The 15,369-nt window shown below is 70.6% G+C and carries 14 protein-coding genes; 9 read left to right on the top strand and 5 right to left on the bottom strand.

Going from position 1 to position 15,369, the window contains the following annotated elements:
- Positions 1–168: 168 nt before the first annotated feature.
- From AB0M11_RS11745 to AB0M11_RS11770, 6 genes are all read left to right on the top strand, one after another.
- Positions 169–1,977, top strand: a complete 1,809-nt coding sequence (locus tag AB0M11_RS11745) for an NAD(P)-binding protein (RefSeq protein WP_365704017.1) — start codon at positions 169–171, stop codon at positions 1,975–1,977.
- A 159-nt stretch (positions 1,978–2,136) separates the two neighbouring features.
- Positions 2,137–2,547, top strand: coding sequence for a family 43 glycosylhydrolase (locus tag AB0M11_RS11750; RefSeq protein WP_365704019.1), 411 nt, complete (start codon positions 2,137–2,139; stop codon positions 2,545–2,547).
- A gap of 149 nt (positions 2,548–2,696) precedes the next feature.
- Positions 2,697–3,992: an extracellular solute-binding protein gene (locus tag AB0M11_RS11755; RefSeq protein WP_365704021.1), complete on the top strand. Its 1,296-nt coding sequence runs from the start codon at positions 2,697–2,699 to the stop codon at positions 3,990–3,992.
- 8 nt (positions 3,993–4,000) lie between these two features.
- Entirely contained in the window at positions 4,001–4,996 is a 996-nt protein-coding gene (locus AB0M11_RS11760) for a sugar ABC transporter permease (RefSeq protein WP_365704023.1), read from the top strand.
- On the top strand, positions 4,993–5,826 hold the full coding sequence (locus tag AB0M11_RS11765) for a carbohydrate ABC transporter permease (RefSeq protein WP_365704025.1): 834 nt from the start codon (positions 4,993–4,995) through the stop codon (positions 5,824–5,826). The genes AB0M11_RS11760 and AB0M11_RS11765 overlap by 4 nt, the downstream gene beginning before the upstream one ends.
- 29 nt (positions 5,827–5,855) lie before the next feature.
- The gene (locus tag AB0M11_RS11770) at positions 5,856–6,908 is read left to right on the top strand and encodes an endo-1,4-beta-xylanase (RefSeq protein WP_365704027.1); all 1,053 of its coding nucleotides are present in this window, start codon (positions 5,856–5,858) and stop codon (positions 6,906–6,908) included.
- A 109-nt stretch (positions 6,909–7,017) separates the two neighbouring features.
- On the opposite strand, the gene AB0M11_RS11775 is transcribed toward AB0M11_RS11770, so the two are convergent.
- The gene (locus AB0M11_RS11775; RefSeq protein WP_365704172.1) at positions 7,018–7,224 is read right to left on the bottom strand and encodes a DUF5999 family protein; all 207 of its coding nucleotides are present in this window, start codon (positions 7,222–7,224) and stop codon (positions 7,018–7,020) included.
- A gap of 350 nt (positions 7,225–7,574) precedes the next feature.
- Positions 7,575–8,159, bottom strand: a complete 585-nt coding sequence (locus AB0M11_RS11780; protein WP_365704029.1) for a hypothetical protein — start codon at positions 8,157–8,159, stop codon at positions 7,575–7,577.
- 556 nt (positions 8,160–8,715) lie between these two features.
- Here AB0M11_RS11780 and AB0M11_RS11785 point away from each other — a divergent pair.
- Together AB0M11_RS11785 and AB0M11_RS11790 are read left to right on the top strand one after the other, a co-directional pair.
- Entirely contained in the window at positions 8,716–10,236 is a 1,521-nt protein-coding gene (locus AB0M11_RS11785; protein WP_365704031.1) for a glutamate--cysteine ligase, read from the top strand.
- A gap of 215 nt (positions 10,237–10,451) precedes the next feature.
- Positions 10,452–11,252 (top strand): type II CAAX endopeptidase family protein, encoded by an 801-nt coding sequence (locus tag AB0M11_RS11790; protein WP_365704174.1) that lies wholly within the window; start codon positions 10,452–10,454, stop codon positions 11,250–11,252.
- On the opposite strand, the gene AB0M11_RS11795 is transcribed toward AB0M11_RS11790, so the two are convergent.
- Both AB0M11_RS11795 and argG read right to left on the bottom strand, forming a co-directional pair.
- Positions 11,242–12,054 carry a PhzF family phenazine biosynthesis protein gene (locus AB0M11_RS11795; RefSeq protein WP_365704032.1) on the bottom strand — a complete coding sequence of 271 codons (813 nt, stop codon included), beginning with the start codon at positions 12,052–12,054 and terminating at the stop codon, positions 11,242–11,244. The two genes, AB0M11_RS11790 and AB0M11_RS11795, sit on opposite strands and share 11 nt — an antisense overlap.
- Before the next feature lie 469 nt (positions 12,055–12,523).
- Positions 12,524–13,972, bottom strand: a complete 1,449-nt coding sequence (gene argG, locus AB0M11_RS11800; RefSeq protein WP_181803151.1) for an argininosuccinate synthase — start codon at positions 13,970–13,972, stop codon at positions 12,524–12,526.
- Positions 13,973–14,129: 157 nt separating this feature from the next.
- On the opposite strand from argG, the gene AB0M11_RS11805 reads away from it, so the two are divergent.
- Positions 14,130–14,765, top strand: coding sequence for a PadR family transcriptional regulator (locus AB0M11_RS11805; protein WP_365704034.1), 636 nt, complete (start codon positions 14,130–14,132; stop codon positions 14,763–14,765).
- Between the two features lie 84 nt (positions 14,766–14,849).
- On the opposite strand, the gene AB0M11_RS11810 is transcribed toward AB0M11_RS11805, so the two are convergent.
- Positions 14,850–15,278 carry an SRPBCC family protein gene (locus AB0M11_RS11810; protein WP_365704036.1) on the bottom strand — a complete coding sequence of 143 codons (429 nt, stop codon included), beginning with the start codon at positions 15,276–15,278 and terminating at the stop codon, positions 14,850–14,852.
- Between the last annotated feature and the right edge of the window lie 91 nt (positions 15,279–15,369).

The following is a 15,369-nucleotide window of genomic DNA, read 5'->3' on the forward strand; positions in this document are numbered from 1 at the left end:
CGTGGGCGCCACCCGGACCACACGCTCCCTGCTCTTGACATGTTCTTGGCGGAATTTTGAACGGCGCGCGGCGGCCCGGCCGGAACCGGCGTCACGGCCGGTGCCGTTCAGGCTGATGTGACGTCAACCCTCCCCGTACCAGCGGCCTCCGGAGAGAGAACCGGCCACATGGTGATCTGCGGCGACGACGGCCTCGCGCACCGGCTCGCCGTCGAACTGGACGCCGTGTGCGGTGAGGTCGTCACCGTGGTCCTGCCGTCCGCCGACGACGAGCACGGCGCCCGGCTGGCCGCCCTGCACCGCGACCCGACCTCCGCCGTCCACCTGCAGATCTCGGCCCGCCCGGACGAGGCCACCCTGCGCGCGGCCGGCGTGGCACGGGCCGCCGCGCTCGCCCTCACCTACCGCGACGACCAGGCCAACGTCACCGCGGCCCTGCTCGCCCGCACCGTCAATCCTTCCGTGCGGCTGGTCGTCCGGATGTTCAACCGGGACCGCGGCAGCCACCTGGAACGGCTCCTGGACCGGGCGGCGGGCCTGTGCGACGCCCCGGCGCCCGACACCTCCACGACGGTGCTCTCGGACGCCGACACCGCCGTGCCGGAGCTGGTCGCGGCGGCCGCCGTGGGCCACGGGCACACCCTCCAGATCGAGGGAAAGGTCTTCCGCGGGGTGGTACGGCCCGCGGGCACCCCCACGCACGCCACCGACCTCGCCACCCTGGCCGTGCTCTCCGGCGCCCACGAGGACGACCCGGCCAGCCAGGACAGCGCCGAGACACCCGGTGAGGACGGCACCCTGCTGCTGCCGGACGACCAGACGGCCTACCACCGGCAGTTCACCCACGGACGGCTGATGCTGGAGGAGGTCGTCCACCTCGACGCGGACGAAACGGGCCGCCGCGTCCGGCGGTTCCGGCCGGTGCGCTGGGTGCGCGCCCGGTTCGCGCATCTGCCCTGGCGGGTCTTCCGGTCCCGGCAACTGGCTGCCGTCTACGGTTCGTTGGCGGCCGTGGTGGTCGCCCTGTCCACTGCCACCGCGCTCTTCGCGGACGAGCACCCCTGGTGGAAGAACTTCTATCTGCCGCTGCTGGACATCTTCACGATGGGGGACCCGGCGACCGAGGAGTCCCCGGCCCGCCGCATACTCCAGCTCCTCGCCGGCTTCGTCGGGCTCGCCGTGCTGCCGCTCGTGGTGGCCGCGACCATGAATGCCACCGAGGCGTTCCGCACCGCCTCCGTGAACCATCCGCCCGACGACGACGTCAGCGGCCACATCGTCCTGGTCGGCCTCGGGATGGTCGGCACCCGGGTGCTGGACCGGCTGCGCACCACCGGCCACCAGGTCGTGGCCATCGAGCGGGACCCGCGCGCCCGGGGCGTCCCGCTCGCCAGGGAACTCGGCGTCCCGCTGGTCCTGGAGGACGCCACCGCCCCCGGCGTCCTCGAACTCGCCCGGGTCCGGCAGTGCGGCTCCCTGCTCGTCCTCACCCGCGACGACGGCCAGAACCTCGACATCGTCATGGCCGTCCGGGAGGCCAACCCCGAGGTACGGGTGGTCACCCGGCTCTACGACGACGCCTTCGCCGCGACCGTCCAGCGCACGTTGCGCGCGTCCTACCCGGACGCGCTCACCCGGAGCAGAAGCGTCTCGGCGCTGGCCGCGCCGTCGTTCGCCGCTGCGATGATGGGGCGCCATGTGCTGGGGGTGATGCCCGTGGAGCGGGGCTCGCTGCTGTTCACCTGCGTGGACGTGGCCGGCCATCCGGAGCTGGAGGGACGCTCCGTGCACCAGGCGTTCCGGCGGCGGGAGTGGCGGGTGCTCGCGGTGGGGCCGGTCGACGGGGGTGCCCCGGGACAGCCGGCCTTCGACTGGCGGCCGGCCCAGGGGCGGGTGCTGGAGGCGGGGGACCGGGTGGTGATGGCCACCACGCGCCGGGGCCTCGACGTGCTTCTGGCCGGGGTGCGGTGGGGCTGAGACCAGGGCAGTGGGCCGGGGTGCGTTGCTGGGGCGGTAGGGCGACGCGCGGGCCACTCCAGGCGCGCCGTCCGGCCCCTGCAGGCCTCCTGCAGTGCGCTCCGTAATGTTCGCCGACCTCGGCGAAACTTTCGGCTGGGCTGGGGGAGAGGCGCGTGCATGCGGACGTGCGACAACCCGGTCATCCCCGGCTTCCATCCCGACCCGAGCGTGTGCCGGGTCGGGGAGGACTGCTACCTCGTCTGCTCCCGCTTCGAGTACCTCCCAGGCGTCCCGCTCTTCCACAGCCGGGACCTGGTGCACTGGCGGCAGATCGGCGACGTCCTGGACCGGCCCGGGCAGTTGACGCCGCCGGACGACACCCCGGCCTCGGGCGGCGTCTACACGCCGACCATCCGGCACCACACCCCGGGCTCATCCGCGTCCGAAGGGGTTGTTCGGCCGGCCGAACTCGACGGTCGTTATCTCTCCGCCGAGGTGGCCGGCGGGTTCACGGGCCGGGTCATCGGCGTGTACGTCACCGAGGGGCGGGCCCGCTTCGACTGGTTCGCCGGTGCGCCCATGAGCTGATGCGCGACACCTTGACGCTCCTGATCCGCCTTTCTAGAGTCCCCGTTCGGAACGTTCGGTGACAACGCCGAATGTTTCGAGTACGGCGGCCCCCAGAGCACCACCGAACCAGGACGGCGTCGGTCGTCCCGTACCCCGAGGAGCGCATCATGGGCGACCCCGCACTGTCCCGTCGCGGTTTCCTGGCGGCCACCGCGGCCGCCGGTCTGGGCATGACCGCCCTCAGCGGCTGCGGCTCGGGCGACGGGGGGTCCTCGTCGTCGGGGAAGGTCACGGTCGAGTGGTGGAACATCTCCACCACCCAGCCGACCAAGAACGTCTGGGCGGGTCTGGCCAAGAAGTTCGAGGCGCAGAACCCACACGTGAAGCTGAAGATCGTGCAGTTGGAGAACGACGCCTACAAATCCAAGATGACGGCGCTCATCGCCTCCGGGAAACTCCCGGACATCTTCCACACCTGGGGCGGCGGGGTCCTCAAGCAGCAGGTCGACGCCGGCCTCGTCGAGGACCTGACCGACGCCACCAAGCCCTGGGCGGACGGGATGCTGTCGGTCGCCAAGCAGCCGTACCTCATCGACCAGAAGCTGTACGGCATACCGTTCGACATCGGCATGATCGGCTTCTGGTACAACAAGGCGCACTTCAAGCAGGCGGGCATCGGCGAACCCCCCACCACCTGGAGCGGGTTCCTCGACGCCGTGCGCAAGCTCAAGGCCGCCGGCATCACCCCGCTCGCCCTCGCGGGCAAGGAGAGCTGGACGGGCATGTACTACTGGGCGTACCTGGCGATGCGCACGGCCGGTCTCGACGCCCTCCAGAAGGCGGACGAGGCCAAGGACTTCACCGGCACCGGGTTCGTCCAGGCCGGACAGCACCTGAAGGAACTCGTCGGCCTCCAGCCGTTCCAGAAGGGCTTCCTCGGCGCCGCCTACTCCACGCCCACCGGCCAGGCGGCCGCGGTCGGCAACGGCAAGGCGGCCATGGAGCTGATGGGCCAGTGGGCCCCGGTGGTGGAGGCGGATGCCGGCAAGGGCCTCGGCTCGGACCTCGGCTTCTTCCCCTTCCCGGCCGTCGACGGCGGCAAGGGCGCCATCACCGAGGTCTTCGGCGGTGGCGGCGGCCATGCCCTGCGCAAGGGCGCTCCGAAGGAAGCCGTCGACTTCCTGAAGTTCTTCGCCTCCGAGACCACCGACCTGGTGCTCGTCGAGAAGACCAACACGCTCCCGGTGGTTCCCGGCGCGGAGAAGGCGCTGAGCGACCCGAACACCAAAGCCGTACAGGCGCAGTTGAAGGGCGCCACCGGATTCCAGCTCTACCTCGACCAGGCGTACGCGCCCGCCGTCGGCCAGCAGATCAACGACAGCGTGGCCGGGCTGATCGCCGGCTCCAAGTCACCGGAACAGGTGACGCAGGAGATCACCAAGACCGCGAAGGAAGAGCAGTAGGCCGCCCGATGACCTCGACCTGCCTGCCCGGCACCCGGTCGGCACCGGACGCCGCGCCCCACCCGCGCCCGGCCGCTGACCGGTCGCGCTCACGGCGCCGGCTGCTGCACTGGCTCACCGCGATGGGCTTCCAGCTGCCCGCCCTCGCGCTGTTCGGCGTCCTCGTCCTGCTGCCGATCCTGTTCGCGCTGTACGCCTCGTTCTTCCGCTGGGGCGGCTTCGGCATGCCCTCCGACTACACCGGCACCGACAACTTCACCCGCCTCTTCCAGGACGACGTCTTCCTCGGCGACCTCTGGCGCTGCCTGGTCCTGGTCGTGTTCTCACTGGCCCTGCAACTGCCGTTCGCGCTCGCCATGGCGGTCCTGCTGAACCAGCGGATCCGCGGCCGGGCCGTCTACCGGATGCTGTTCTTCGCGCCCTACGTGCTCTCCGAGGCGATCACCGGTGTGTTGTTCGGCATGATCTTCGCCCCCGGCGACGGGCTCGCCGACCACCTGCTGAGCGACATCGGCCTCGGCGCGCTCGGCGGTAAGTGGTTCTCCGATCCCTCCACCGTCATGGCCACCCTGTTCCTGGTCATGACCTGGAAGTACTTCGGCTTCCACATGATGCTCTACCTGGCCGGGCTCCAGTCCGTCCCGGCCGAGCTGACGGAGGCCGCGACCGTCGACGGCGCCTCGCCCTGGCAGCGCTTCCGGTACGTCACCCTGCCGTTGCTCGCCCCCACCCTGCGGATCAGCGTCTTCCTGTCGGTGATCGGCGCCATCCAGCTCTTCGACCTGGTCTGGGTGATCACCGCGGGCGGCCCCGACCACCACTCGGAGACCATGGCCGTGACCATGTTCCAGTACGGCTTCAAGCGCTACCAGGTCGGCTACGCCAGCGCGATCAGCGTCGCCATGTTCGCCGTCAGCCTCGTCTTCGGCCTCGCCTACCAGCGATTCGTGCTCCGCCGCGACCTGGCGGGCGCCACCACGAACATGCGGGGGGACGGCGCATGAGCGACAGCCGCAAGACCGTACGGACACTTCCGCTGCACCTGGTGCTCGTCGTGGTCGGGGCCCTGATGGCCGTACCCCTGCTCTACGCCCTGCTGTCCGGGTTCAAGACGACGAGCGAGCTGTCCCGCAACCCGGTCGGGCTGCCCGAGTCCTGGGTCACCTCCAACTACACCGGCATCCTCGGCTCCGGCGCGTTCTGGCGGCTCGTCGGCAACAGCACGCTGATCGCGGTCGCCACCACCGTGCTCGTGGTCGCGGCGTCGGCGCTGGCGGCGTTCTCCTTCGCGCGGTTCGCGTTCCGCGGGCGGGAAGTGCTGTTCACCGTGTTCACGATGGGCCTGATGTTCCCCTTCGCGGTGGCCGCCCTGCCGCTCTTCCTGCTGCTGCGCTGGATGCACCTGCTGGACAACCCGCTGGGCGTGATCCTGCCGCAGGCCGCGTTCGGGCTGCCGATGACCATCATCATCCTGCGCGGCTTCTTCCGGGAGATCCCCGGTGAGCTGGAGGAGGCGGCCACCCTCGACGGCTGCGGGCCGTTCGGCTTCTTCTGGCGGATCCTGCTGCCCATGGCCCGGCCGGCGCTCGGCACGGTCTCCGTGCTCGCGGTCGTCACCAGCTGGAACAACTTCTTCCTGCCGCTGCTGGTCTTCACCGACTCCACCTGGTGGACCATCCCCATCGGCGTGCAGCAGTTCCAGGGCCAGTACTCCACCGACACCGCCCGGGTCTTCGCCTACCTGGTCCTCGCCATGGTTCCCGCCCTGGCCTTCTACTCGGTCGCCGAGCGCCAGCTCGTCGGCGGCCTCACCGTCGGCGCCACCAAGGGCTGACCACCCCTTCCACGGACAGGAGTCGCACGATGTCACGCACACGTCTCAGACTCGCCGGTGCCCTCGCGGCCGTGCTCGTGGCGGCTGGGATCGCCACCGGGCCCGCCGCCCAGGCCCACGAGCGGCAGCCCACCCTCGCCGAACTGGCCCAGCGCCACGGCCGCTACTTCGGCAGCGCCACCGACAACCCCGAACTCACCGACACCGCCTACACCACGCTGCTCGGCAGCGAGTTCGACATGATTACGCCCGGCAACGGCATGAAGTGGTACGCCACCGAACCCCAGCAGGGCGTCTTCGACTGGACCAACGGCGACCAGATCGTGAACCTCGCCCGCGAGCACCACCAGAAGGTCCGCGCCCACACCCTGGTCTGGCACAGCCAGCTGCCCGACTGGCTCACCTCCCGCGACTGGACGGCCACCGAGCTGCGAGCGGTACTGAAGACGCACATCCAGACCGAGGTACGGCACTACCGGGGCAAGGTCTACTCCTGGGACGTCGTCAACGAGGCCTTCAACGAGGACGGCAGCTACCGCGAGACCCTCTGGTACAAGACGCTCGGCCCTGACTACATCGCGGACGCGCTGCGCTGGGCCCACCAGGCCGACCCGCACGCCAGGCTCTACCTGAACGACTACAACATCGAGGGCCTCGGCGCGAAGAGCGACGCCTACTACGCGCTCGCGCAGCAGCTCAAGGCACGGCACGTCCCGCTGGACGGCATCGGCTTCCAGGCCCACCTCGCGCTCCAGTACGGCTATCCGACCACCCTGGAGGACAACCTCCGCCGCTTCTCCCGGCTCGGCCTGGACACCGCGCTCACCGAGGTGGACGTACGGATGCAGCTGCCGGCCACCGACGAGAAACTGGCCGAGCAGGCGACCTGGTACGCGGATCTGACCAAGGCGTGCCTGGCGGTACGGCACTGCGTGGGCATCACGATCTGGGACTACACGGACAAGTACTCGTGGATCCCGGCGTTCTTCCCCGGTGAGGGCGCGGCCCTGCCCTGGGACGAGCAACTCGCCCCCAAACCGGCCTACTTCGCGCTGCGCACAGCACTGGGTCACCGAGGGTGACCAACCCCGGACGCATGTCGGGGCCGGTGCGCACCATGGGTGTGCGTCCGGCCCCTGCTGGTCACCGGGCGGAGCGGCGGGGCCGCCCGGGTGTGGTGCGACAGGTCGCTCAGGCGGCGGTCACCACCCGGCCGGCACCCAGCGGGCGGTGCGGCGCGATGATCTGACCGTCGGGCAGGAGCTCACCGGTGTCCTCGAAGAGCAGAACGCCGTTGCACAGCAGGCTCCACCCCTGCTCCGGGTGGTGCGCCACGAGGCGGGCGGACTCCCGGTCGGCGGATTCGGCTGTCGGACACGGCGGCTGGTGCTGGCACATGGATAGGGTCTCTCGCTCGGTCGTGGTCATGTCGGTCCCCCGTGCTGATGAGTCGGTCGGAAACCAGTGTTGCCTTCCGGGCGTTGCTCCGCAGGGATTTCGCTGCACCGCTTCTCACAGGTTGGAGACGCGTCACCCGCGCGGACGGTTCATCCCTGCCCGGCTGCCAATTCGGATGGTTTCACATGGCCGGATGGGGCTAGTCCGAACGGCGGGCCGGCACCAGGTGAGAGCCATTCCGGCTCTTAGGAGCAGTGAATTGCTCGTACGAGCAGAATGAAAGGCGCACTGCGCGTCCCCGCCACTCGACCGAAAGAGCGCGGGGACGGCGCGGTGCGGCGGCTGTGGCCTCAGGCAGGCGTGATGAGCAGGGGGGCCGGGGTGATCCGGTCGGTCAGGACCGGGAGCAGCTCGGCGACCGGGTGCGGCCGGTGGGCCGCGATACCGGGCGGGGCGGGTGCCAGCGGCACCAGCAGGTCGGTGGCGACGGGGTGCCCCTCGGCGCCGTCGGCGGTGTGGTCGCCGTGCAGCCACAGGGTGAGCATGTAGAGACCGGGCAGGGACAACAGGCGCGGCTGGTACGTCTGCTGCAGGGCCTCTGCCTGGTGCAGGGCCCGTTCGGTGGAGGCGATGTAGGGGCCCTCGAAGAAGTGCGAGAACGCCCAGCCGTCCGGGGTGAGCATCGTGTCGGCCGCGGCCACCGCCCGGTCGCCGCAGCGGATCAGGAAGCGCCAGCCGGCCAGCCGGGTGGCGGACATGCCCTCCGTGGTGATCCGGTCCAGCACGTGCACGGGAAGCGGGAGTTCGGGCGTCGCGGGTCCCTGTGCGGTGCGCAGGGAGGGGGTGCGGGCCTCGCGGACCGCCGTCGGGGAACTCAGGGCGGTGAGGACGGAACGCAGGGCGGGCGCGGGGGCAGGAGGAACGTGCAGCGGCATGGTGGGTCGCCTCTCATTCGACAGGCGCGGTGGCGCGAGGGCGGGGGCGGACGGCGCTGTCAGCTCACAGGAGGTCAGAGAGGCGGGGCCCGGTTCGGTGAAGAGAGGTGCGGGCGTTGCCCGCCGCACGTCACTCAGGCGGCAGGAACCAGGACCGGGGGCGCCAGCCTTCTGCCTTGCTCGCGGAGTTTATACGACGCCTGTTCAGACGGTGTTTCACCGGGCCGTTTCACGGAAGTGAACAAGATGCAATTCAGCCGATGATTCGTGCGGAATCCTCCCGATTTCCAGCCCATCAGAACCCCGCTGACCTCGGATTTCGAGGCTGTCGCGGTCGGCCGGATGCAGTCGGCGTTTTTCACGAGGAGAACGGGGAACCCGAAGGTGCGTGCTGCGCCATGCCTCGTGAATGTGCCGCGGGACACATTCCAACAGAGTAGCGGGTGCCGGTGCCTCGCGCGACGTTATCGATCGCGTCCGCTGGGCATCATCCCACCTGGACTCGGGACACCGGCGGCCGGAACCCCGGCCCGCCCATTCGAGGAGGGACGCTTCGATGGGGGAGAAGGTCGTGGCGGGCCGGTTCGACCTGTCCGATCGCCGACGCTACCGCGAAAAGCTGCGCGACTGTCTCACGGGGCTGGAGCGGCTGCTGGTGGAGAAGCGGTTCGACCGCCCGAAGAACCTCATGGGTGTCGAGATCGAATTGAATCTGGCCGGCGCAGACGGCATGCCGAGAATGCTGAACGGACAGGTTCTCGAACGTATCGCGAGCCGCGATTTCCAAACAGAACTCGCCATGTTCAACCTGGAAGTGAACATAGCTCCACACCGGCTCGAAGGGCGGGTTCTCGACCGGCTCGCGGAGGAACTGCGCACCTCGCTGGCCTACGCCGACCGGAAGGCGGGCGAGGTGGACGCCGGGATCGTCATGACCGGCATCCTGCCCACCCTGGAGCGCGACGACCTGGTCTCCGCGAACCTCTCCGAGGTGGACCGGTACACCCTGCTCAACGACCAGATCGTGGCCGCCCGGGGCGAGGACTTCCTGCTCGACATCGAGGGCGTCGAGCACCTCGTGTGCACGTCGAAGTCGATCGTCCCGGAGGCCGCCTGCACCTCCGTGCAGCTGCACCTGCAGGTCACCCCGGCCCGCTTCGCCGACGTGTGGAACGCGGCCCAGGCGGCGGTCGCCGCGCAGATCGCCGTGGGCGCGAACTCCCCGTTCCTGTTCGGCCGTGAACTCTGGCGCGAGTCCCGCCCGCCGCTGTTCCTCCAGGCCACCGACACCCGCCCGCCGGAGCTCCAGGCGCAGGGCGTCCGGCCGCGCACCTGGTTCGGCGAGCGCTGGATCAGCTCGGCGTACGAGCTCTTCGAGGAGAACCTGCGCTTCTTCCCCGCCCTCCTGCCGATCTGCGACGAGGAGGACCCGCTGGCCGTGCTCGACGCGGGCGGGGTGCCGAAACTCGCGGAACTCGTCCTGCACAACGGCACGGTGTACCGCTGGAACCGCCCGGTCTACGGCATCGCCGACGGTGTCCCGCACCTGCGCGTCGAGAACCGCGTGCTGCCGGCCGGCCCCACCGTCACCGACGTCGTCGCCAACGCCGCGTTCTACTACGGTCTGGTCCGCGCCCTCGCGGAGGAGTCCCGCCCGGTGTGGACCCGGCTGCCGTTCGCCGCGGCCGAGGCGAACTTCGACGCGGCGTGCCGGGACGGCATCGACGCACGCCTGGTCTGGCCGAGGCGGGCGCGGTACGGCGGCGGCACGGCGGAGGTGGACGCGGTCACCCTGGTCCGCGACGAACTGCTGCCGCTGGCGGCGGCCGGTCTGGACGCGTGGGGCGTCGATCCCGCCGACCGCGACCTGTACCTCGGCGTGATCGAGGAGCGCTGCCGGCGTCGGGCCAACGGGGCGTCCTGGCAGGCGGCGACCTTCCACCGGGCGCTGGAGCGGGGGCTGCCGAGGGACGCGGCGCTGGCGGCGATGACGCGGCGCTACGCCGAGCTGATGAACGAGGGGGAGCCGGTGCACACGTGGCCGGTGGGGTTACTGGAACCGGTGCCTTTGGGGTGACGGCCGACGGGGCGGCGGCGTAGGGGGGCGGTGGGATTGCCTGGTGCGGCGCCGTCTGGGCTCGTCGCGCAGTCCCCGCGTCCCTTTCGGGGCGCTGTGGCCGGCCCTCGTCGTCGAGTCATCCGGGGTCGGCCGTGTCCGCTCCAGGTTGATCGGGCAAGCTGTGATGTCCCGTGGCGAAGGTGGCCATGGGGTTTGCCCGACTGGAGGCAGGAGTGCAGGTGGAGGCGGATCAGGTGGCCGGTGTGTACCCGCTGGAGCGGCCCGCGCAGCGCGTGTTCAGGGACGAGACACTGCTCGTCCTAGGACTTTCGCTCGGGGCGAGCGGGGTGTCCGCCCTGATCAGCTTCATCGGATCGGTCACCAAACCGGGCGGCCTCAAGGATCAGGCGGCCACGATGAACGCCTCGGCCGCGCCGGGTCGCCCCTGGCTCGATCTCGCCTGGCAGCTCTTCGGCATCGCGTCGGCACTCGTCCCCGTCCTCCTCGTCGCCCACCTCCTCCTCCGGGAGGGCTCGAGTCTGCGCGCGCTCGGCTTCGACCGCACCCGTCCCTGGCCCGACCTCGGGCGTGGCGCGGCCGTCGCCTCGGTGATCGGCAGCGCCGGTATCGCCTTCTACCTGACCGCACGCGGTCTCGGCTTCAACCTCACGGTGGTCCCGGAGGCGCTGCCGGACGTGTGGTGGAAGTACCCCGTGCTGATCCTCTCCGCGATGCAGAACGCGATCCTCGAAGAGGTCATCGTGGTCGGCTATCTGCTGCGCAGGCTGGACCAGCTGGGCTGGACCGCGGGCACCGCGCTCGTGGCCAGTTCCGTCCTGCGCGGCTCGTACCACCTCTACCAGGGGATCGGTGGCTTCGTCGGCAACATGGTGATGGGCGTGGTCTTCGTCTACCTGTACCGGCGGTGGGGCCGGGTCGGTCCCCTGGTGGTGGCGCACTCCCTGCTCGACATCGGCGCGTTCGTCGGCTACGCGCTGCTCGCCGGCAAGGTGGGCTGGCTGCCTACGGCGTGAGCAGTTCGCCGTCGATGACGGTGACCGCGCGGCCGGTGAGCAGGACACGGTCACCGCGCAGCGAGGTCCGGACCAGGCCAGTACGCCGGGAGGCCTGCAGCCCGGTGAGATCGGGTTCGCCGAGCCGCCCGGCCCAGTGCGGCGCGAGAGCGGTGTGCGCGCTCCCGGTCACCGGGTCCTCGTCGATCCCGACGTTCGGGAAGAAGCAGCGGGAGACGTAGTCGTACCCCCTGGCCGGGTCCTCGGCGCGGGCGGTGGCGATGATCCCGCGCGTGGAGTGGGCGGCGAGCGCCTTGTGGTCGGGGAAGAGGCCGAGCACGGTCTTCTCGTCGGCGAGTTCCAGGAGCAGGTCGCCGATGTTCGGGCCGGTGTCGAAGGCGGCCACGGGTTCGGCGCCGAGCGCCTCGGCGATCCCGTCGGGCACGTCGACCCGGGTCAGCGGGGCGGTGGGGAAGTCGAGCGTGATCACCCCCTCCGCGCCGGGCGTCGCGATCAGCACCCCGCTCCGGCTGGCGAACCGCACGGGACCTGTGTGCGCCCCCGTGGTGTGCAGCACATGCGCGGTCGCCAGCGTGGCGTGCCCGCACATCGCCACCTCCGTGACCGGCGTGAACCACCGCAACGCCCAGTCGGCCTCCGCGCCCTCGGGCAGGGGGTGCGCGAAGGCGGTCTCGGCATGGTTCACCTCCATGGCGACGTTCTGCATCCACCCGTCGTCAGGAAAGGACTCCAGCAGCACGACTCCGGCCGGGTTCCCGGAGAACGCGCGCTCGGCAAACGCGTCGACGATTCGAATCCGCATGAGCCAGACGCTAGGCCCACCTCACCCACCCCGCCCAAGGCCAATCCCCCACTCCTGGCCCGTTTTCCACCACCTGGCCCCGCCCCCGCCCCCGCAGGGGCGCGGGGAACTGCGCAAAACCCCCCGACGGTGCCGCGCCGGCGAACCGGGGGTCACGCCGATGCGCCTTCTCAGGGGCGCGGGGAACTGCGCGGAAACCCACGACGGTGCCGTGCCGGCGAACCGGGGGTCACGCCGACGCGCCTTCTCAGGGGCGCGGGGAGCTGCGCGAAGACCCACGACGGTGCTGCGCCGGCGACCCTGGGGTCACGCCGACGCGCCTTCTCAGGGGCGCGGGGAGCTGCGCGAAAACCCACCACGGCGCCGCACCCGACCGTCCAGCCGGCGGCCCAACGGCGCTGCCGCCCACCCGCAGGCAAGACAAAGGGGGCCGACCCTCACCCCGAGTCGGCCCCCCTGAGCGGAACGCTCAGTCCGTGCCCAGTTCCATCGCCGCCCGGTCCAGCAGTTCGTCGGCGTCAGGCGCAGCCTCTCCACGGGACGCGATCGCCTCGGCGCCCCCCTCCGGCATGCTGCCGATCAGCCCGGTCGCCGCCGCCTGTGCCGCGCCGATCGCCGGGTTGGCGGAGCCGATGAGGCCCAGCCCGGCGTACTGCTCCAGCTTCGCGCGGGAGTCGGCGATGTCGAGGTTGCGCATCGTCAGCTGGCCGATCCGGTCCACCGGACCGAACGCGGCGTCCTCGGTCCGCTCCATCGACAGCTTGTCGGGGTGGTAGCTGAAGGCCGGACCCGTCGTGTCGAGGATCGAGTAGTCCTCGCCGCGCCGCAGCCGCAGCGTCACCTCACCGGTGACCGCCGCGCCGACCCACCGCTGGAGCGACTCCCGGATCATCAGCGCCTGCGGGTCCAGCCACCGGCCCTCGTACATCAGCCGGCCGAGCCGCCGCCCCTCGTTGTGGTACTGCGCGACCGTGTCCTCGTTGTGGATCGCGTTGACCAGCCGCTCGTACGCGGCGTGCAGCAGCGCCATGCCCGGCGCCTCATAGATGCCCCGGCTCTTCGCCTCGATGATCCGGTTCTCGATCTGGTCGGACATGCCGAGCCCGTGCCGGCCGCCGATCGCGTTGGCCTCCATGACCAGCTCGACGGCGGTGCCGAACTCCTTGCCGTTGACGGTCACGGGGCGGCCCTGGTCGAAGCCGATGGTGACGTCCTCGGGGAGGATCTCGACCTCGGGGTCCCAGAACCGCACGCCCATGATCGGCTCGACGGTCTCGATGCCGTTGTCCAGGTGCTCCAGGGTCTTGGCCTCGTGCGTGGCGCCCCAGATGTTGGCGTCGGTGGAGTACGCCTTCTCCGTGCTGTCCCGGTACGGCAGCCCGTGGGCCACCAGCCACTCGGACATCTCCTTGCGGCCGCCGAGCTCCGTCACGAAGTCCGCGTCGAGCCACGGCTTGTAGATCCGCAGGTGCGGATTGGCCAGCAGGCCGTACCGGTAGAACCGCTCGATGTCGTTGCCCTTGAAGGTCGAGCCGTCGCCCCAGATCTGGACGTCGTCCTCCAGCATGGCCCGCACCAGCAGCGTGCCGGTGACGGCACGGCCGAGCGGCGTGGTGTTGAAGTACGCCCTGCCGCCCGAGCGGATGTGGAACGCGCCGCAGGTGAGCGCGGCCAGGCCCTCCTCGACCAGCGCGGCCCGGCAGTCGACCAGGCGCGCGATCTCGGCACCGTAGGTGTGCGCACGGCCGGGCACCGAGGCGATGTCGGGCTCGTCGTACTGGCCGATGTCGGCGGTGTAGGTGCACGGGACGGCGCCCTTGTCGCGCATCCACGCGACCGCGACCGAGGTGTCGAGCCCGCCGGAGAAGGCGATGCCGACGCGCTCGCCGGCGGGAAGGGAGGTGAGGACCTTGGACATAGGAAGATTATGCATCAGAACGCATGGTCATGCAACGCCCCTGCTGGATCGCCCTGCGGACGTCGAAGTCGGGGCTTGCCACGCGAACGGTTCCGATATATCGTCGAGACATCGCGAAAGATGCGCGACAGATCAACGATGGAATGGAGTGATTGCCATGCGTTCCCACGGATTCGAGCGTGGACATGGTCACGGCGGCCCCCACTCGCACGAGCGGGGCGGCTTCGGTGGACGGGACGGCCGGCGCGCGGCGTTCGGGCCCTTCGGCCCGGGTGGCCCCGGTTTCGGTCCCGGCGGGCCCGGTTTCGGACCGGGGCCCTGGGGGCCGCGAGGGCGCGGCGGTCCACGGGGAAGGGCCCGGCGCGGCGACGTACGGGCCTCGATCCTGGCCCTGTTGAAGGACCGGCCGATGCACGGTTACGAGATGATCCAGGAGATCGCCGAACGCAGCGGCGGTGCGTGGAAGCCCAGCCCCGGCTCGGTGTACCCGACCCTCCAGCTGCTGGAGGACGAGGGGCTGATCGCCAGTGAGAGCGAGGGCGGCAAGAAGCTGTTCTCCCTCACCGACAGTGGCCGCACGGCCGCCGGCGAAGGGCCGGACGCCCCCTGGGAGGAAGCGTCCCGCGGGGTCGACTTCGAGGCCCTGAGCCAGATCCGCCAGGCCGGCTTCGGTCTGATGGAGGCTTTCGGGCAGGTCTGGAAGACCGGCAGCAAGGAGCAGCGCGAGAAGGCGCTGGCCGTGATCAACGAGACCCGTAAGAAGCTGTACCTCATCCTCGCCGACGAGGACTGACCCTCGCCGGACGGCGGACGGGACACCGGGCGCCCCGCGGAACCTCCGCGGGGCGCCTCTGCGTGCCCGGGTGACGGGAGCGGCTCAGGCCACCAGTCCGCCCAGCCTGCGCAGCGACTCGTTGAGAGCCGCCGTCGCCGAGTCCTTGAGCTTGCCCGCCATCAGTGACACGGCCGCGCCCGTGAACTCGCCGTCGATCCGCACGCCCGTCGCGTCCCCGTCCGGGGTCAGCGTGTAGCGGGTGGCGACGGTCACCGCCATCGGCCCCTTGCCGCGGATCGCCAGCACCCGCGCCGGTTCCAGCTCCTCGATGGTCCACTCGACCTCCGCCGGGAAGCCCATCAGCTTCATGTTCTCCTGGAAGGTGCCCCCCACCGCCAGCGTCTCGGGGCCGCCCTTGGGAAAGTTGGTGTGGGTCGCGTTCCACTCGCCGTACGCCGGCCAGTCGGTGAGCTGTGCCCACACCTTCTCGGCCGGTGCCTGGATGCGTGCCTCCGCGCTGACTTCGGCCATCGGGCCACCCCTTCGTGTCGGGCTACGGTGTCGCGGAACGTAGCCGCCGGGCCTCGAACATTCAATACTGATGAACCGTCAGGAAGTGTGC

The organism is Streptomyces sp. NPDC051987, from assembly GCF_040680735.1.
Classification (GTDB): domain Bacteria; phylum Actinomycetota; class Actinomycetes; order Streptomycetales; family Streptomycetaceae; genus Streptomyces.